Origin of the sequence: Brevibacillus fulvus (assembly GCF_016908525.1) — a bacterium.
Classification (GTDB): Bacteria; Bacillota; Bacilli; order Brevibacillales; family Brevibacillaceae; genus Brevibacillus_G; species Brevibacillus_G fulvus.
The window spans coordinates 56,674-76,035 of sequence record NZ_JAFBEB010000004.1; the positions used below are offsets into that span (position 1 = coordinate 56,674).

Genomic DNA, 19,362 nt, shown 5'->3' on the forward strand with positions numbered 1-19,362 from the left:
TACCCTGACGCCAGTAAGAACTGCTGGATTATTGAATGTCTACTTTTTCGAGACTTTCGGAACCTTTTGGATGCGGTTTGTAATTGATCACTTTTGCACTTGCTGCCAGAGCAGGCTCAGAGTGAGCAATCGGCACCATCGGCACATCTTTGAAAATAATTTCTTGCGCTTGCTTATACAGTTTTTCCCGCTCTTCCTGAGTGACAGCCGATTGAGCTTTGATCAGCAGTTGGTGAACTTCTTCATTGTTATAACGGGTGTTGTTGTTGCTGCCGATGTTGTTTTTATCCAACAAGGTGTACAGGAAGTTGTCCGGATCACCGTTATCACCGTTCCAGCCAAGCAGGAACATATCTTGTTCCCCTTTGCGGGTTTTTTCCAGATAAGTCGCCCATTCCATCGTGACGATTTCCGTTTCAACACCAATTTGTTTTAAATCTTGTTGAATCGCTTCGGCAATTTTTTGTCCATCCGGCATGTAAGGACGCGGTACCGGCATTGCCCAGAATGTGGTTTTAAAGCCATTGGGGAAACCTGCTTCCGCCAGCAATTGCTTCGCTTTATCCAAGTTGAACTCACGGTCTTTGATGTCGTCGTTATAGCCCCAAATCGAAGGCGGCAACGGGTTTTTCGCCGGTTGGCCCAAACCGTTCCAGAACGCTTCTACCAAAGCCGGTTTGTTTACGGCATAAGCGATCGCTTCCCGTACTTTTGGATTGTCGAACGGTTTTTTCTCGGTGTTGAAGCCGAGGAAACCGATGTTCATCGACGGACGGAGGATCAGTTGCAGATCCGGGTTGCTTTTTACCGTTTCCGCATCATCCGGATTCAGGCCATCCATCAGATCGATTTCACCGGAAGTCAGTGCGGTCAAACGCGCGCTGTTTTCCGGAATAACCTTGAACACAAGTTTATCGACTTTTGGATAACCTTTGTTCCAGTAGTCCGGGTTTTTCTCCAATGTGATCGTATCATTCCGCTTCCATTCAACAAATTTGAACGGACCTGTTCCTACCGGATGCTCGTTAAATTTCTCCGGACCCATTTCTTGCAGCGCTTTTGGCGACGCGATGGCAAACGGAGACATGGCCAAGTCGGCAATGAATGGCGCCAACGGGCGGTTCAGCGTAAATTTCACCGTAGAAGGATCGACCACATCAACCGATTTGATGACATGGCCTTCATCCCCTTTGTAGCCGCCAAACATGTCGTTGTAGTATTGGAAACCTTCCGGGTTGTGCAATGGGTTGCTTTTATCCATCCAGCGGTCAAAATTAAACTTGACGGCATCAGCGTTAAAATCAGAGCCGTCGTGGAATTTTACGCCCTGGCGAAGTTTAAATGTATAGGTTAAACCGTCAGGCGACACTTCCCAGCTTTCAGCCAGTCCGGGAACGACATTTGTATTGGTCTCTTCAAAGTTCACCAACGTTTCCATAATATTTTCGGTTACTTTGTAGGACTCACCGTCTGTCACCGTGATCGGGTCCAATCCAGGCGAATCGGCACCGCGTCCAACGATCAGTTGTTTCGGACCGCTGCTGGCACTGTCGGCCGCTTGGTCCGCTGCGGGTGCCTGTTGTCCGTTATCGGTTGTTTGCGCTTGTTGCGATCCGCTGCATCCTGCCAATGCCAGCGATAAAGCAAGCAAGCCGGATAGTGCAGCGCTTAACACTCCTTTTTTCATTTCATATCCCCCTTTGTTTTTCTCTCCGACTGACGAATGCCTGGTTCGCTAACTATTTCCCCCGCATCCCCCCTTTTTCCGTAACCCTTCAGATTTCGCGATCACTCGTTGTACAAATGACAAGCCGTAAAATGGTCTCCCCCGATATCGCGAAATTCTGGTCGCACCGTACGGCAAATGTCCATCGCATGGGGACAGCGGGTGTGGAATGTGCATCCGCTCGGCGGATTGGCCGGACTGGGCAACTCGCCCTGCAGGATGATCCGTTCTCTTCTGTTGTCAGGATCAGGGTCCGGAACAGCAGACAACAAAGCCTGGGTATACGGGTGCAGCGGTTTTTCATATAACTGTTCACTCGGAGCCAATTCAACAAGCCTGCCCAAATACATGACTCCGACCCGGTCGCTAATATGACGAACAACGCTCAAATCGTGGGCGATAAACAGGTAGGTCAGCCCGAAATCACGCTGCAAATCCTGCATGAGATTGAGTACCTGCGACTGGATGGATACATCGAGCGCCGATACCGGCTCGTCAGCCACAATCAACTTCGGATTGAGCATCAACGCGCGGGCAATGCCGATCCGCTGACGCTGACCGCCGCTGAACTGATGGGGATAGCGTTGGGCGTGATAGCTGTTCAAGCCGACGATTTCCAGCATTTGCTCTACTTTTTTCCGCCGTTCGGCCGGCGTGCCGATGTTATGTACTTGCAACGGTTCCTCGAGGATTTTGGCAACAGTATGTCGTGGATTCAACGAAGCGAAAGGATCTTGGAACACAATCTGCATATCCCGCCGAAGCGGACGCAGTTCGTCTTTCTTTAACGACGTCACCTGTTTTCCGTCAAACCACACTTCTCCGGAGGTTGGTTCGATCAGTCGCAACAACGAACGGCCGGTCGTCGATTTTCCGCTGCCGCTTTCCCCGACCAAACCAAATGTTTCTCCTCGTCGAATGCTGAACGTTACATCGTCAACCGCTTTCACCTGGCCAACTTCTTTCCCAAGGACGCCGCCTGTGATTGGATAATATTTTTTCAGGTTTTTTACTGTAAGTAGTTCCTGGTTCACATCCATGCTCCTTTCGGATTATTCGTTCAACCAGCAGCGGGATCGGTGATTCTCGCCAACTTGGAGCAATTCCGGCATTGCTGCCCTGCACTTGTCAGTCGCGTGCTCACACCTGGGCGCAAAGCGGCAACCGGCTTTTAACGAACCCGGGGTCGGCACATTTCCCGGAATGGAATAAAGCCGCTCTTTCTTGCCATCCATGGTTGGAATGGAATTGAGCAAGCCGATGGTGTACGGATGTTTTGGCTGTTTCAGGATCGTCCGCACGTCCCCTTCTTCCACGATATTTCCGGCATACATCACGACAACGCGGTGGCACATCTCTGCAACCACCCCCAGATCGTGAGTAATCAACATGATGGCCGTACCTGAATCTTCGTTCAATTTGCGCATTAAATCGAGGATTTGCGCCTGAATGGTCACATCCAGCGCTGTCGTCGGCTCATCCGCAATCAACAATTCCGGATTGCAGGCCATGGACATGGCAATCATCACGCGCTGGCGCATTCCCCCGGAAAGCTGGTGGGGATACTCATCGACAATTTGTTCTGCGCGGGGAATTCCTACCCTGTTCAAAATTTGAATCGCTTGCTTTCTCGCTTCCGCTTTGGAAGCTTTCGTGTGCAAGCGAATGGCTTCCGAAATTTGATTGCCAATGGTAAAGACCGGATTGAGCGAGGTCATCGGTTCCTGGAAGATCATGGCGATCTCATTGCCGCGAATTTGTTTCATCCTTTTCTCACTCGCTTGCACCAGATCTTCGCCTTTAAACTTGATTGAACCACCGACAATTTTGCCAGGGGGATTGGGAATCAATTTCATGACGGAAAGCGAGGTAACACTTTTGCCACTGCCGGATTCGCCGACGATTCCCAAAATTTCGCCCCGATTGACAGTAATCGTCACCCCGTCTACCGCCGGAACTTGTCCATTATCAGTGAAAAAGTGCGTTTGCAAGTTTACTAATTCCAAAATAGGCTGTGTCAAAAATCGCACCCCTCTTGCCGAACGAATTTGTAATAAAAACCAACTGTGAGAAACATTATGCCATTAACCTAATTTATTGACAAGATAAAACAAAATGTGAATTGCAACTATTCATACTATTTAAATTTATACTAAAAAAATATCCACCTAATTAAACGTAATTAGGCGGATTCATGCATTTCCTGGATTTCTTTAAGAGGGTTCAAAGTAAGAGGAGAGCCAATCAACCGCCTGCTGGATGCCGGTTTTTATCGCTTGTCCCAGCGAATTGCCCAGGCTGCTGACATAATTGACCATCTCCTTGGGACGCGCTTCGACATGCTTTCCCATCACCGCTATTTCCATCTCGCCGTTATCGATTTTTTTGATATAAAACGTTTGCGGCTTTTGCTCAGGCAACCCTTCCACTTTGTAAATTCCTTTTTCCGCTGCCTGCAAGCCTAGCGCAATGCCGAGAAACAGAATGAGCAGCAAGCCCGTCAATTTCGCGGTGACATTCACAACCATCCCCCCTGTCAGCCTTCCTTCGCTTCCTGCGGTTGCGCTGCATTGACCCGCTCCGCTTGCCAGTAATATTCCGCAAACACATCCGCAAAAGCTTCCGCTGTGTTATAGCACTCTTCGGGAACGTTTTCGATCCCGCCAATTTCTATTAACAGACTGCCCGGAGAGACCGACTGGTTATACTCGCCATCACCGCTATTTTCCCCTTTGGACGAAATTTCTCGGGTCAAACCGGGATATTTTTGCTCCAGCAGTTGCTTGAGCTCATTGGCAAATTTTTCGTTTTGCTCATAGTTTTTGTTGCCTTTGCCGATCACAAACTTTAGGCGCGCATACGTTTTTCCGTTGATCGTCGCGGTCGTTTCGCTTCGCGGACTGGAATCGCGATGCAAATCAAAAAAATAGTGAAGTTCGCGGTTTTGCTGCACGGCGGCCTGCACTTCCTTCAAAGATTCGGCATAAGAGAGGGGATAGCGTTTACCGGCATCGACCAACCGCTGATAAATGTCGGCAGTGCTGACCTCTGTGCCGATTCCCCGTTCATTTAAAGCTTCCGCCAGCTTTTGGCCAACCAGGGTGATATTGACCTTTGAATCGTTGACAGATTCGGTTTGCTGATCCATCTTGGTGACACTCAGCCACGACTCGCGATTATGCGTATGATAAACAAACACAATTTTCTTCCCATCCGTCGTCGGTTTGGCCACCGGCGGTGAAGCGATCGTCTCCGTCTTGGGCTTGTCCGTTGCATTGGCCTGGTCGTCCTCGGCCGTTGCCGCTTGGCCGGTATTCGGTACCGCCTGAGGATACTCGATCGTCAAAAGGTCCATCGCCTGCTCCTGTTTCGTTCCTTGCTTGCTTTCGAACGTTAGCAGTCCCGGCACTTCCTGCTCTATTACACCGTGCCAATCGCCCGGCTGCACTCCGGTTAATATGTGAAACATATATGAGGTCAAACTTTCACTGGCCCTCGCGGAAGGCGGATGGACAGACTGACTGAGCGCCGGTATCTCTTGCCCCATAATCGATAGCAACGCAATGCTGGAAACTTTGGCCGTCACCTGCTGAACAGTCGCAGATGTAAATAGCAGCCGGTGTCCGTTCAATGTGAGCACACCGCTGATGACAAACAGAAAGGCCGTAAGAAAAGATAGAAAAATGAATTGACGCTGAATAAGGGTTGCCATTTCTCCCCCTCCTCTGACGATGGCTTAGCATTTTACTACTAATACCTATGTCTAGTAGAAAGCAGGTAGAACTAGCAACCCTAGTTTTTTGCGTTCATTTTCTATTTGCTTCAAATCTCGCTTGTTCTTAGTGCGTATAAGCACCGCTGTTTTCCCGATTGACCGCCCGATGCAGCGCGTTGTTCAAGCCGCTGGCGATGATGTTCGAGATGCCTTCCATAAAATCGTCCACTTCTTTGGGAGTGACGACCAGATCTTGTCCAAGCGGTCGCAACACTTCATGGATTAATTGCCGTTTCTCTTGTTCATTGAGCGAACCGACCAGCCCCATAAACGTCCGGCGTGACTCGGGATCGGGCAAATCCGCTTCCGTATATGGCTCTTTGCGTTCAGGCAGATTGCTGAGCGCCAATCGGTTGAAAGCTCGCTTGCTTTCTTGCAGTGACTGAGCGAAATGACCCAAGAGATAAGTAATGGCGTCATTGACGATCGTCGAAGCAAAAACGACTGTCGGTACGCCGATGGCGATCACCGGCACGCCAAGCGTCGCCTGATCGAGCGCTTTGCGTTTGTTGCCTACGCCCGAGCCGGGGTGAATACCTGTATCCGATATTTGGATCGTGGTGTTGACCCGATGCAAAGCCATAGAAGCCAGCGCGTCAATCGCGATCACAAAATCAGGTTTGCTTTGCTCGACAACGCCATAGACGATTTCACTTGTTTCAATTCCGGTGATTCCCAGCACTCCCGGCGAGATCGCGCTGACTTCGCGATAACCCGGCTCAACCGAATCCGGCGCCAAAGAGAACAGATGGCGCGTGACCAGCAAGTTTTCCACGACCATCGGGCCCAAGGCATCGGGCGTAACATTCCAGTTCCCCAATCCAACCACCAGCGCTTTTTGCTCCGCAGTGATTCCCATTCGTTCAAGAAATTGCTGGAATTCTGTGCTGAAGCGGGCCATCACTTGCTCTTCTATCTTTGTATCGTTATCTCGCAGTTTCGGCACCTCTATGGTTACATAATGGCCGACCAGCTTTCCGATCTCCCTGGCCGCCTGCTCGCTTTGGACATGCAAGCGCGTCACTTTGATTCCCGGTTCGCTTTCGTCCGTTTCCAGCGTCACCCCGGGTATATCGCTTTCCGCTTGCTGGCGTATCCGTTCATGCGCTTCTACAGCCAGATCGGTTCGGACATCGTAGCCAGCCAAATTCACGTTATGTTCCATCCATTGCCACTCCCTTCTGCTAGTTTTAGTTTGCTTGATCTTTCTAATTTTATTCCGAATCCTTTCTTGCAATCAGCCAAACTGCGTGCTAGAATAAGTTTTGTTGTATTTCTTGCAAGAACCGATGTGTTTTTTCGTCCTAAGGAGGTGACATACATGCCAAATATTAAATCCGCGATCAAGCGTACCAAACAAATTGAAAAACGTCGCGCACAACGTGCTTCCCAAAAATCCGATCTGCGTTCCGCAGTAAGAAGCTTTGAGAAAGCCGTAGCTGCAAACGATGTTGAGTTGGCAAAATCCACTCTTCTGGTAGCTGTGAAAAAGTTGGATAAAGCTGCTACCAAAGGTCTTATTCATAAAAACGCAGCAAACCGTCAAAAGTCACGCTTGATGAAAAAAATGAACACCCTGACTGCTCCAGTAGCATAAGGTGTGATCGCAAAAAACCCGCGAACTTCATGTTCACGGGTTTTTTCGTATTTATAAGACAGACGCGACCGCTACTTGGAGACCGATTCTCCCGTTAGCGAAATCGCTTGGTCTGTTTTGTCTCGTTCAACCGTCCGCAAGAACAATCCGAAAACGGAAGCGAGCACCTGTTGAAAAAGCATGCCCAACACAACCGGAACCGCTACCGGCGGCGGAAAATAAGCAATCGCCAACACCGCTCCGGCGCTAATGTTTCTCATTCCGCAGTTGTAGGTTAACGTAACAACCACTTCGCGTTTCCAGCGGAATAGTTTGGACAAAGCCCACCCGAGCCAATAACCAAGCACGGCAATACAAAACACGGCCACCGCCATTCCGATCAGCTTGCTGTCGATTTGCCGCAGATAGGGAGAAACTACAGAGGCATTAATCATCACTACCAACGACAGTCCCGTTTTGGAGAAGGGCGACAGCCTTGGGCCAAGGACCGTCTTAACTTTCCCGCGAGTCAGCTGGTTCAGCCCCATCCCCAGTACGGACGGGATGACAATCATAAAGAGCAACCCATTCATGATCGAAGCAGCGTCAATATTCGCCTCCGCTCCCACCAGCCAATGCAGCGAGAAAGGAACAATCAGCGGTGACAGCAGCGTATCAATCAGGATGATCGACAGGGTAAGCGGAATATCCCCCTTGTAGATGGACACCCAAATAAAGCTGGTGATTCCCGTCGGGATCGCGGCAGCCAATACATAACCGGTAATCGTATGAATATCGTCAGGGTACAAAAGAGTCCCGGCCGTCCAGGCAATCAGCGGCATCAAAACATGCAAAATCAACAGATTGACCAGCATCGGCAGAGGCTGTTTGACCACTTTGCCCAATTCCGAAAAGTTCGACCCGAGACTTCCTGTAAAAGTCATAAAAGCGAAAATCCACGGAGATAAAAATGCGAACGGGTGCAACCAGGAGCCGAACAGCACGCCAATCAGCACACTCAGCGGCGTGGAAATCGGCATCAGCTTCTCCAGTATCGCGTTATATTTTTGCAAAATAGCCATAAAAAACCCTCTCATTTGCTGCTGCTGTTAGAACGGTAAAAAATCAGCCAGCCCGAAAAATTTTGTATGTATTTTAACACTATTTATAAATATTGAAAAGAGATGAACAACTGTTGAAAGAAAATCCCGCTCTTGCCGACGCAACAAACGGGAGTCCCATACCCCGCGGTCACTGCACACTTTTTTGCAGCTCCGCAGCCACTTTTGTGACAAACAACTCGATTGCCAATCTCTTTTCCACCTGGCCCGATTTGATGCGGAAATCTTCTTCCGCCAAATATCCCAACAGTCTCCGCAATGATTCTTCCTTAAAGTATCGTCCTTGCTCCATCGCCTTTTTCACCGCATAAGGGTGAACCTTCAGCATGCCCGCCAACTGTTGCTGCGTATAGCCGCGCGGTGCCCATTGCTTCACATGCAGCAGCAAGCGAAATTGCCGCGCCAACAAGGCAAGCAGGCGGATCGGTTCTTCTCCTGTTTTCAAACAGTCATACAGGGTGCGAAAAGCCCGTTCCAGACGACCGGTGACTATTTGTTCAATCAGTTGAAAAACATCCTGCTCCAAAGTACGGGAGGACAACAATTCAATGACTTCATCGCTGATAACCGCCCCGGGTTTGCCGAGATAGAGAGCCATTTTCTCCAATTCTTTATCCAGCAGACGAAGTTCGCCGCCAATTCTTTCAATTAGATTGGCTGCTTGCGGACGATGGATCACGACCTGATATTGCTCGGCACGCCGCTCGATCCAGGCCAGCAAATCATTGTCACGCAACGGAGCAAAAGACAAAACGACCGCTCGCTGTTGCAGAAGCTTGACCAGTTTTTTTCGCTCATCCAGCTTGTCCGCCTCGATCGCCAAAATTAAGGAAGTGTATTCGGGCGGATTTTCCAAATAGGCAAGCAATGCTTCCGGATTGCTCTCCGTCTTGGCCGGAGGTTTCATTCCGGTCAGAAAGTAAGCCTGACGGGCAATCACCAGCCGATGTTCGGATAAAAACGGCAGCGTTTCCGCATCGGTCAAAATCTCCGCTAACTCCGTTTCCGTACAATCATACTGACTGTAGTTCAAATCGGCATAAGCGGGATCGACCATTTGCCGGCGCGCTGTGTCCATAAATTCCTCTGCGAGAAAAGATTCTGTTCCATAAATCACATAAACCGGCGCAAATTTTTTCTCTTTTAGATCGCGAATGACTGAATGTAATGGTACCACCCTGTTACCCCTTTCTTCGCAAAGTCGGCTTGTCCAAACATCTTAATATTGGAAAACTGAAAAAGCCGTGGGATTCGGATCGCCACGGTTTTTCGCTTAGGCACCTCTATGTAAACGTCTAAGGAGAAGCCCCCGGGTTTTCTCCTCCATAAACGGTAAGCAGGGGGTGCTTGGTAGTATAACTTACGCAAGGAGCTGCCGTTTGGTGCCGGTCCGTTCAACCATTTTCGTTCCTTAATCCCGTTTCTCCCGGCCAATCGCTTTCCCGGGAGGATCCTCCCATTTTCCGTTATGCCGGCCGTTATTGCCGAGATTGTTTTTATTGCCGGTTGCTTTGTTTGCTTCTTTTCCCTGATCCTGATTTTCATTTTTTTGCTCCGGGCCGTTCCCCGACCGCTTTTTTTCAACGCCAGCCGGTTTTTGTCTTACGCCAGCCGTACCATATTGTTGTTCATTGCCATAACGTTGCGGTGTGGCAAGCGGATTGTCCTTCGAACCAGTCGGAAAATCCCGTCGGTTCGTTTCCGGAACCTCTTTTCTTGGCAAGGTGCCATTTGACGGAAGCTCCGTAATCACTTCCTGCTTCGGAGTCGCCGCCGGAACACTCTGTTTTTCCCCCTCCGCCGTTTTCGTCTGCGGTTTGATCGGAGACTGCTCCGTTTGCGGCGTTTCTTTCGGCGTCGGCTCTTTCGTTTCCGGTTCCGGCAGCTGTGGCTGTTCAACCGGTTGCGACGGTGCATCCACCACTTTCGACGGCTGATTTCCCGGATGGGAGCCGTTGCGCAAATCTTGATTGGCACTGATTCCATACAAAACAACGCCGATCAGCAAACAGGCTGCTGCAACGCCTGAGCCCAGCTTTGCCAACCAGACCGGCATTTTCTTCGGCTTGCTTGGACGGTCAGCCCGTTGCTTCACTGCCAATCTGGCCACTTCCGGCTCGTTGGCCGCCGCCTGACTGCCGAAAGATTGACGCCGTTCCGCTTCCAGCTTGGGCAAGATCGCGTCCACAATGCTGATTTTTGGTGTTACAGGGGGGAGTTGGGTCAATTGGTCAGAGACGCTCTTCAGGCGATCATAGATCAGTTGCAGTTCCGGCTCTCTTTGCAGCAGTACGGCCAATCGTTGCTGTTCCAACATGTTTAAATCGTGATCAAGATCTCGTTGAATCAGTTCAAGCGCGTCTTCCCTTTGCATTACCCAATCCCCCCTTTCTGATAATCGTACAGCATTTGCTGAAGCTGTTGCCTAGCGCGAAATAAATACGACTTGACCGTATTAAGCGGAATTTCCAACGCATCGGCTATTTCCTGATAAGACATGTCTCGCAAGTAGCGAAACACGACGACCATGCGATATTGCTCGGGCAATTTTTGAATCGCCGACTCGATATCGCGGGTCAAACCGTTGTAAAGAATTTCTTCTTCAACACTATGTTGATCCGGTATCGACAGTTCATGCTGCTCGATGGAAATCGTCTCTTTTCTGCTGCGAAATTTGTCAATGCAGATGTTGCTGACGATCCGCTGCACCCACGTGCTAAATTTCGCTCGTTCTTGATAAGAATCAATTTTGCGGTATACGCGAATCAACGCTTCTTGAGTAGCGTCAAGCGCATCCTGTTCATTTCCCAGGATATAGTAAGCGCTGCGGTAGACAGAGTTTTCGATTGAGCGGAGCAGTTCAACCAACGCCTCATGGTCTCCCGCTTTGGCCCTGCTGATCAGCTCTGCTTCCTGATTCATTCTTCTCCCCCCTACAGACGTGACGCTCTGCGAAAAGGTTGCAGTTTTTACTGCGAGCTATCATAGTTGTAATTTTCTTGACTTTGGGCAAGGGGAAGCTGACTTTCCCATGTCAGACTGTCCGGCCGAATATGCAATGTAACCGCCCCTTGCCGGTCGGTTCGCAAAATGAGCGTTCCTGCATCCGTTAACCGTTGAATGACTTCATTCGAGGGATGCCCGTATCGATTGTTTTTGCCGACAGAGATAATTGCCAAGTCGGGCTGCGTTTTTTTCAGCATCGGCAACGAAGTAGACGTCTTGCTGCCGTGATGCCCCACTTTCAATACATCAACTCGGGGCAGGAGACCGCTTTTGAGCAGCTGTTCTTCCCCCGTTTGTTCGAGATCACCCGTAAATAAAATTTGTTTTCCATACGCACTCAGCAGCAATACCAGCGATGCGTCATTTTCGCCTGTTTGCGTATCGGGACCGGGATGCAACCATGTCCAATACACATCCTCCCGATCCGTCCACATCTCGGCTGGCTCGCCTGTTTGGATCGAAACCCCGTGTTGCTGCAGCAAATCAAGCAGCTTTCTCTCTTGATCGGATGGTTCGGTTCCATTTACAAGTACGCTGCCAACTGACACTTTGTTTATGATCGCGAAAAAACCGCCAATATGATCGTAATCTCCATGCGTCAGCACGAGATGGTCAATCCGTTCAATACCGCGTGCCTTCAAATACGGAAGCACCACATTTTTCCCCACTTCAAATGGTTCCCGCTTCTCCCGCCACTTTTCACGGGAAAAGGGGATAGTTCCACCACTATCTATCAAGTATACCTTTTTCTTGCCTACCTCGACAACGATAGAATCTCCTTGCCCGACATCCAGAAAAGTGACCCTCACTTCGTTCCCGTTGTCAAACGGCTGCCGGGCGAATACGAGCAAAAGAACTAAGCTCATCCCATAGAATGCAGCATCGCGTCTTCGGCGAAACCCTCTGTGCCATAAAACCGGGAGCAAAACAAGAAAAATTGCGTAAGAGCATAGCCAGATCGGCTGCGGGTGCGGCCAATAAGAAAAAGGAATCCGCAACCGATCGATTTCCAGCAACAGCGGATGCAATGTCTGCAAAATCCAGCTGATCAGCTTGGAGGGAAAATAAGCCAGAGCAGGATGCAACCATCCGGTGACGAGCAGCACGTATCCCGCCGGCAGCACAATAAAAGACAATATCGGGACAAGCAGCAAATTGAGCAGCCAGGAAAGTGGCGAAAACTGATGAAACCAATAAATTAAAAAGGGAAAAGAAATCAATTGCGCCGACCACGTTACGGCAAATGCGGTACGCAGCCACGCCTTCCTTGGATAAGGCGATTGCGACAATATCGGAACATAGATGAGCAGACCGAGCGTAACGACAAACGAGAGCTGAAACCCGATCTGCCATAATTGATAAGGGTTGATGGCCAGCATCAACAACAGTGCAGCCGCCCAAATTTGCAAGACGTCCAGCCGTTTCCCGGAATTCCTCCCCCAAATGCCGAGCATGCCCATGATCCCCGCTCTTACGGCGGAAGAGCTGGCACCGACCGACAAAACATACACCACTATGAACAACAAGGTCAGGCCGGTCGTTTTCTCCCGGCTGATCCCGACTTTTTCCACCACCCATAAAAACAAACCGCTTACCAAGGTAACGTGCAGTCCGGAAATGGCAAGCACATGAATCAATCCCTGATTGGCATATGTTTCCTCCAGCTCAGGTGAAACGTTGCTTTGCATGCCCAAGAGCAGCGATTGCATATACCCGGCAATTGTCTCGTCTGTGAAAACGAGCGATAATTGCCGGGCGGCCTGCGCCTGCCAGTTTTCAAAAAAGGTAAACAGATTGGCCGAGGCCAAGTCGATCGTCACCTGTTCAAATTGCGTTTGCGCGGTAACCGTCACCCCTTGCCACCGCAAATAATCGGCATAATCAAACGCATAAGGATTGCTGGCCTTTGCCGGCAATGACAGTGACACGACGGCGGTAAGCCGATGCCCTTGCCGCCACCTGGCCGCCTGCTCAATCTGCGCTTGTTCGTTCAATTTGACGCGAAAGGCAATTCGCTCGCGTGGCCGCACCGGTATCACATTCGCCCGGACTTTGCATAAGTCCACCTTTGCGTAAAAACGAACTTGATCTCCGTCTCGCTCCACAGCAGAATCAATGATGCCGGACAGCTCCACCCCGTCTTTAGCAACGTATTCCACGAGCGTCGATTGATGCAAATGATCATAAACATAAAAGTAAGCGGCGAAACAAATCGCTGTGAACAAATACACCAAAACCGTCCGTTTCTTCCGATTAGACAACGGCAGACAGCAGCCCAGCGTGACTGCGGCTCCCGCTGCGATGAGAAACGGTTTTGCATAAGCAGCAATTAGCAAGCCGACAACCGCGGCGATACTGAGTCCGAACAATCTTTCCTTCAATCGTTTCCCCATGTCCCCGACTCCTTGATACAAGCGATCGTTTTTATCGTAGGCAAAGCAACAGGGACAAAAAAAGCAATTGTTTTCCAGGCATTTCTGGTACTGTGGAGAGATTGCACTGCTGTCTAATACATGATAGATTAGCTATATCGTGATTTTGGGGATACCCAATGAGAGGAAGAGTCTATTTTTATGTGCGGAATTGTATCTCTTTACAATAAACGAAACGTCCCTGTAGATCAGGAGACCATTTCATCTTTGACCCGGGTGATTTTGCACCGCGGTCCAGATGATGACGGTTTTCATCTGGCGGACAATGTCGCTTTGGGCTTCCGCCGATTAAGCATTATTGACGTAAGCGGCGGGCATCAGCCCTTTTATAATGAAACCAAGGATATCTGGATCATCGGTAACGGTGAAATCTATAACTATCAGGAACTGCGCAACTGGTTAATAGATTGCGGGCACGTATTCCAGAGTGAATCCGATATCGAAACCATCCTGCACTTGTATGAACAGGTCGGTTTTGACGCCCCCAAACATTTGCGCGGCATGTTTGGCTTTACGATTTGGGACGGGCAAAAAAAGCTGCTGTTTGGCGCTCGCGACCACTTTGGCATTAAGCCGCTATACTATACCGAGACGGCGGATTCGATTGCGGTCGGCAGCGAAATCAAAAGCTTGCTGGAACTGCCTGGCGTTAAGCGGGAAGTCAATCCTACCTCCTTCTATCATTACCTGACCTTCCAATATGTTCCCGATCCGGCAACGATGTATCAGGGGATTTATCGCGTACCACCCGCGCATTATTTTGTGATCAAAGACGATCAAATAACTTTGCAGCAATATTGGGAAGCCAAATTCACTCCCGATGAGAGCAAGCCTTTCTCCTATTTTGTTGAAGGAACCCGGGAAGTTTTGCTTGATTCGGTGAATAAGCACCGGGTCAGCGAGGTTCCCCGCGGCGCATTTTTGTCCAGCGGTGTTGACTCCAGCAGTATTGTCGGTATGTTGCGGACATTTGAACCGGTAAAAACGTTTTCGGTCGGTTCGGATATTCCCGGATACAGCGAATTGGATTATGCCCGCCGCACGGCACAGTATCTCGGGACAGAGCACCACGAAGTCATCGTCAACGCCCAACATTACATGAAAGAACTTCCCCGTCTGGTCTGGCACCAAGACGAGCCGGTAGCAGATCCTTCGGCCATTTTGCTCAATTTTGTCGCCGAGCTGGCCAGTGAACATGTGACCGTTGTGCTATCGGGTGAAGGTGCCGATGAGTTTTTCGGCGGGTACAACATTTATCGGGAACCGCATTCGTTGCGGATGTTTGCCCATATGCCAGGTTGGTTGAAGAGCTCATTGCGCAGCTTTGCCGAAAAACTGCCTGATCATGTAAAAGGGAAAAACTTTTTGATCAGGGGCTCCAAAACTGTGGAGGAACGCTTTTTCGGAAACGCGCTGATCTTCAGCGAAGAACTGAAAGCACAGGTGGTCACGGAAAACCTTCGCACCTCTGCCAACTATCGTTCTCCCTGGACGATTACGGAGGAAATCTATAAACGGGCCAGCGAGTACGATGATGTCACCAAAATGCAGTATCTGGATATCCATACCTGGTTGCGCGGAAACATCCTGATGAAAGCGGACAAAATGACCATGGCCAATTCGCTGGAGTTGCGCGTTCCGTTTATCGATACCAAAGTGTTCGAGTTTGCCGCAACAATTCCGACCAAATACAAAATCGCCAATGGGACAACCAAGCATGTATTGCGGGAAGCGATGAAAGACTTTCTTCCGCCTGAAATTAAAACGCGGCCGAAACTGGGCTTCCCGGTTCCGACTCGTCATTGGCTGAAAAATGAGTTCTATAAATGGGCAAAAGAGATTATCTTTGAAGCAAAGGTCGATCATTTAATCAATAAGGCTTACGTCTTGTATATGTTAGACGAACATCGCGAAGGACATGGCGACTATAGCCGCAAGATCTGGACCATTCTTATTTTCATGCTATGGCATCAAATCTTTATTGAACAAAAATATTCGTTTGAACCTTTTGTAAGTCCAACCGTAGAAATTCGCCGCAAAAAGAACGCATCGATGCAACAAATCGGCTAACTCTGGATCAAAAATGCCCGGCCTGCACGAAATGCCTGTGCCGGGCATATTTTTCTGTATCCAAAAAAAGGAGCCACCGCTCCCGATCCAGAATAGTTTAAGGATTTACTACATATTGCTGCCAGGAAAGGAAGAGCGTAGGCGATGAATGACAATCACACCTGCAATCAAAGCAAGTACTCTCCTTATCTTACTTTTACTCGCTCGGAATGGGGAGCGTTGCGCCAATCCACCCCGCTTACATTAACCGAGGAGGAAATCGCAAACTTACAAGGAATCAATGAATACTTATCCTTGGATGAAGTGGCGGAAATTTACTTGCCGCTTTCCCGCTTGCTTAATCTATATGTGGATGCCACCCAAAAGCTTTACAAAGCGACCCACACCTTTTTGAACGATCAATCGGCCAAAGTCCCCTATATCATCGGCATCGCCGGCAGCGTTGCCGTGGGCAAAAGCACGACGGCCCGGATCTTGCAGGCGTTGCTGGCCCGTTGGCCCAACCATCCGAAGGTGGATCTGGTTACGACAGACGGGTTTCTTTACCCCAATCAGATTTTGGAACAACGTGGTCTGATGAAACGCAAAGGGTTTCCGGAAAGCTACGATATCAAACGGTTGTTGCAGTTTATGGCCGATGTCAAATCGGGTGTCGCGGAGATCGAAGCCCCCGTATACTCTCATCTGGCTTACGATATTTTGGCCGATGAAAAGCAGATCATTCGCCAACCGGACATTTTAATCGTGGAAGGAATCAATGTGCTGCAACCGCCCAAAAGCGAACAAGCCCGCTCGACCCCGCAACTGTTTGTTTCCGATTTCTTCGACTTCTCCATCTATGTCGATGCTGACGAACAACAGATTATGAAGTGGTATGTGGAACGCTTCAAGCTGCTGCGAAACACCGCCTTCCAAAATCCCGATTCGTTCTTCCATCGTTATGCCAACTTGTCAGACGAGGAAGCGACGCAGACAGCATTATCCATTTGGCGGGAAATCAATCTGGTCAATTTGCAAAAAAACATTTTGCCTACACGCAATCGCGCTCACCTGATTATGCGCAAAGGGGAAAACCATTTTGTCGAACAGGTGAAATTGCGCAAATTATAGACCATACAATCACATCCGCTGGTTGCCTGGCAACCGCATAGCTGGAATGCCTTCGTTTGCAAAAACGGAGGCATCTCTTTTTTTGCACGCGATTCTGTCTTTGCGTATGCTGGGAACAGCGCAGTCAGAGGAGGTGGATCAAATGCTGGTGGAGCTTTGGGAGCGTTATCAGCGCTGGATCATTGCCGGTGGCATTGTGCTCTTGTGCTTGCTTAGTCTGTGGCTTTATTCCCGTGATGCGAAGGAAGGGGGGCTATTGCCATTGCACGCGCACGCCCTGACTTTGGCAGAACAGCCTGCGGCCAAAACCGGTCAACCGGTCGGGAACGGCCCAGCGGACAGCGAGCAATCCAATCGCCAGGCGGAGCAGCTGATCGTGGTCGATGTCAAAGGCAGCGTCAAACAGCCGGGAGTTTACCAACTTCAGGAAGGTCAGCGTATTTCCGACGCGATTGCCAGGGCCGGTGGCGCATTGCCAACCGCCGATCTTAACCGGATCAATCTTGCCCAGCGCTTATCCGATGAAAGTATCGTGCGCATTCCGGCTAAGGGGGAAGCAGACGCAGCGGCCTGCGCCTGCGAGACTGAACCGGCCGTCATCATTGGCACAAGCAGCGCAACGGACAGCGGCAAGGTCAATATCAATACGGCCAACGCGACGGAACTGATGAATCTTCCCGGCATTGGGGAAACTCGCGCCGCCGCGATCCTCGCCTATCGGGAAAAACACGGGCCGTTTCAAACGCCAGCCGATTTGAAAAAGGTGACGGGAATCGGGGAGAAAACGTACGACCAGTTAAAAAATAACATCACGGTCAAATAGTTCCTCGTCATGTTCGATCCTCTCAGTTCATACACTGAAACTATTAGATTGGATGGAGGGATAGACATGCAGATCGGCTTTATCGGTACCGGAAGCATGGGCAGCATTATCATCGACGCCTTGTTGACTTCCCGCTCCCTGCAGCCCAGCCAGATTATCGCGGCAAACCGAACGTTGGCCAAAGTCGAGTTGCTGGCTGAGCGTCACCCCGGTCTGGTGGTTGCCGCCAATAACGATGAGGTCGTCCGCCGCGCGGAAATCGTGGTCGTTTGCGTCAAACCGTTCGAATACAGACAGGCATTGGAGCAATTCGCCGATGCATTGACTGCGCAGCACGTTTTAATCACAATCACCAGCCCGATCCCGCTGGAAGACTTGGCGCAACTGGTCCCGTGCCCGGTCGTGCGGGTCGTACCCAGCATCACCAATGCCGCTCTGGGCGGGATGGTGTTGTGTGAGTTTGGCCCGCAAGCAACTGAATCATTGCGCAAGCGGATTTATCAACTTTTTTCCGCGCTGGGACAACCGGTCGAGGTCACTTTTTCGCTGCTCAGGATCGCTTCCGACATCAGCAGCTGCGGCCCCGCTTTCCTTAGTTACTTGTTGCAGCAAATGATTGAGGCCGCTGTTGTGGAGACGGGCATTTCGCGGGAAGCCGCAACTTTTTTCACAACCCAGATGGTGCTCGGCTTCAGCAAGCTGCTGGAGAAAGAAATCTTTACGCTTCCCGAGCTGGAAGCCCGGGTTGTCGTACCCGCGGGAATCACGGGCCAAGGTTTGATTCCGCTGAAGGAACATGTCCCCGGTCTTTTTCATGAGGTTTTTAAACGAACGCACCAAAAGTTTGCGGAGGACATCGAAGAAGTGAAAAAATATTTGGATTCTATGAAACAGACGTAAACCCGAAAACAATGGCAACAAATGCAAAAAACTTGGCACGGGCAAGCGGCCAAGTTTTTTGTTGCTTTAGGGGCGAACTTCCTCAAGCGGTTTACGCGCGATGTAAAACAAACGTTCACTCTGTTGCTGCGGCGGAAGCGGTTGAAAGTCAGCCGTGACGGAAATGTCGGAAAAGCCTGCGTCTTTTAACCATTTCAGCATTTGAATCGGTTGATAGGCCCGCTGTCTGTGGTCTTCTTCGACCCGTTGGTACAACCCGTTCGGTTGCTGCAGGAAGAAGGTCAATTCGTGTTCGACCTCAAGACGCAACGGATCGCAGAAACATTGCCAAATATACGAAACTTCGTCCTCGAGCAAGGTAAACGTGTTGTTTGCAAAGACATGCAGGATTTTGTACGGACTATGTACATCAAACAAAAAGCAGCCTCCTGGTCGCAGATGCCGATAAACTTGCTGAAACGTGGCCTGAACCTCATCTTCTTCCACCAGATAACTGAGCGAATCGCAAAAGGAAATAACCGTATCCGCCACAAACAGGTCCAGTTCGCGCATGTCCTGTTCCACCAAGGCGACTTCGACATGAGCCTGCCGCATGTTTGCATAGGCCATCGCCAGCATTTCTGCAGACAAGTCTACGCCTGTTACGCTGTACCCTTGTTTCGCCAGCGGGATAGCGATTTTGCCTGTACCGCAGCCAAGATCGATGATCGTTTTCGGCCGACCGTGTTCGGCAAAAAAATGCTCCAGCCATTCCAGCCATTGCTCGTACGGTGTGTCTTGCATCAGCTTGTCATAAACAGCGGCCAAATGTTGATACGCCATC

Annotated in this window: 17 protein-coding genes; 5 read left to right on the forward strand and 12 right to left on the reverse strand. The window is 50.0% G+C overall.

Translation table 11 applies throughout. The features are described 5' to 3' along the window. Positions 1-28 precede the first annotated feature (28 nt). From JOD01_RS07310 to gpr, 6 genes are all read right to left on the reverse strand, one after another. Complete coding sequence (locus tag JOD01_RS07310) at positions 29-1,687, reverse strand: ABC transporter substrate-binding protein (RefSeq protein ID WP_204517614.1); 1,659 nt, start codon at positions 1,685-1,687, stop codon at positions 29-31. A gap of 101 nt (positions 1,688-1,788) precedes the next feature. Further along, a complete protein-coding gene (locus tag JOD01_RS07315) occupies positions 1,789-2,760 on the reverse strand; it encodes a dipeptide ABC transporter ATP-binding protein (RefSeq protein ID WP_204517615.1) in 972 nt (323 codons plus the stop codon). Between the two features lie 18 nt (positions 2,761-2,778). After that, positions 2,779-3,747, reverse strand: a complete 969-nt coding sequence (locus tag JOD01_RS07320) for an ABC transporter ATP-binding protein (RefSeq protein ID WP_204517616.1) — start codon at positions 3,745-3,747, stop codon at positions 2,779-2,781. 192 nt (positions 3,748-3,939) lie between these two features. Continuing rightward, positions 3,940-4,254 (reverse strand): DUF3679 domain-containing protein, encoded by a 315-nt coding sequence (locus JOD01_RS07325; RefSeq protein ID WP_239565297.1) that lies wholly within the window; start codon positions 4,252-4,254, stop codon positions 3,940-3,942. 8 nt (positions 4,255-4,262) lie between these two features. Continuing rightward, on the reverse strand, positions 4,263-5,438 hold the full coding sequence (gene spoIIP, locus JOD01_RS07330) for a stage II sporulation protein P (protein WP_204517618.1): 1,176 nt from the start codon (positions 5,436-5,438) through the stop codon (positions 4,263-4,265). A gap of 127 nt (positions 5,439-5,565) precedes the next feature. Beyond that, positions 5,566-6,666 (reverse strand): GPR endopeptidase, encoded by a 1,101-nt coding sequence (gpr, locus tag JOD01_RS07335; protein ID WP_204517619.1) that lies wholly within the window; start codon positions 6,664-6,666, stop codon positions 5,566-5,568. 156 nt (positions 6,667-6,822) lie between these two features. On the opposite strand from gpr, the gene rpsT reads away from it, so the two are divergent. Continuing rightward, complete coding sequence (gene rpsT, locus JOD01_RS07340; RefSeq protein WP_204517620.1) at positions 6,823-7,098, forward strand: 30S ribosomal protein S20; 276 nt, start codon at positions 6,823-6,825, stop codon at positions 7,096-7,098. Between the two features lie 71 nt (positions 7,099-7,169). Here rpsT and JOD01_RS07345 read toward each other — a convergent pair whose 3' ends face one another. The 5 genes from JOD01_RS07345 to JOD01_RS07365 form a co-directional block, all read right to left on the reverse strand. Continuing rightward, positions 7,170-8,159: a bile acid:sodium symporter family protein gene (locus JOD01_RS07345; RefSeq protein WP_204517621.1), complete on the reverse strand. Its 990-nt coding sequence runs from the start codon at positions 8,157-8,159 to the stop codon at positions 7,170-7,172. Positions 8,160-8,328: 169 nt separating this feature from the next. Beyond that, entirely contained in the window at positions 8,329-9,375 is a 1,047-nt protein-coding gene (gene holA, locus JOD01_RS07350; protein WP_204517622.1) for a DNA polymerase III subunit delta, read from the reverse strand. Positions 9,376-9,609: 234 nt separating this feature from the next. After that, the gene (locus tag JOD01_RS07355) at positions 9,610-10,572 is read right to left on the reverse strand and encodes a hypothetical protein (protein WP_204517623.1); all 963 of its coding nucleotides are present in this window, start codon (positions 10,570-10,572) and stop codon (positions 9,610-9,612) included. Further along, positions 10,572-11,120 (reverse strand): RNA polymerase sigma factor, encoded by a 549-nt coding sequence (locus JOD01_RS07360; protein ID WP_204517624.1) that lies wholly within the window; start codon positions 11,118-11,120, stop codon positions 10,572-10,574. Before JOD01_RS07360 ends, JOD01_RS07355 begins: the two co-directional genes overlap by 1 nt. Positions 11,121-11,167: 47 nt before the next feature. Continuing rightward, positions 11,168-13,597: a DNA internalization-related competence protein ComEC/Rec2 gene (locus JOD01_RS07365; protein WP_204517625.1), complete on the reverse strand. Its 2,430-nt coding sequence runs from the start codon at positions 13,595-13,597 to the stop codon at positions 11,168-11,170. 180 nt (positions 13,598-13,777) lie between these two features. Here JOD01_RS07365 and asnB point away from each other — a divergent pair, with 180 nt between their 5' ends. From asnB to comER, 4 genes are all read left to right on the forward strand, one after another. Then, positions 13,778-15,706, forward strand: coding sequence for an asparagine synthase (glutamine-hydrolyzing) (asnB, locus tag JOD01_RS07370; protein WP_204517626.1), 1,929 nt, complete (start codon positions 13,778-13,780; stop codon positions 15,704-15,706). A 144-nt stretch (positions 15,707-15,850) separates the two neighbouring features. Beyond that, positions 15,851-16,816 (forward strand): type I pantothenate kinase, encoded by a 966-nt coding sequence (gene coaA / locus JOD01_RS07375; protein ID WP_204517627.1) that lies wholly within the window; start codon positions 15,851-15,853, stop codon positions 16,814-16,816. 142 nt (positions 16,817-16,958) lie between these two features. Next, entirely contained in the window at positions 16,959-17,639 is a 681-nt protein-coding gene (locus JOD01_RS07380) for a ComEA family DNA-binding protein (protein ID WP_204517628.1), read from the forward strand. A gap of 66 nt (positions 17,640-17,705) precedes the next feature. Next, positions 17,706-18,539, forward strand: a complete 834-nt coding sequence (gene comER, locus JOD01_RS07385) for a late competence protein ComER (protein WP_204517629.1) — start codon at positions 17,706-17,708, stop codon at positions 18,537-18,539. A gap of 66 nt (positions 18,540-18,605) precedes the next feature. On the opposite strand, the gene JOD01_RS07390 is transcribed toward comER, so the two are convergent. Continuing rightward, on the reverse strand, positions 18,606-19,361 hold the full coding sequence (locus JOD01_RS07390; RefSeq protein ID WP_204517630.1) for a class I SAM-dependent DNA methyltransferase: 756 nt from the start codon (positions 19,359-19,361) through the stop codon (positions 18,606-18,608). Between the last annotated feature and the right edge of the window lies 1 nt (position 19,362).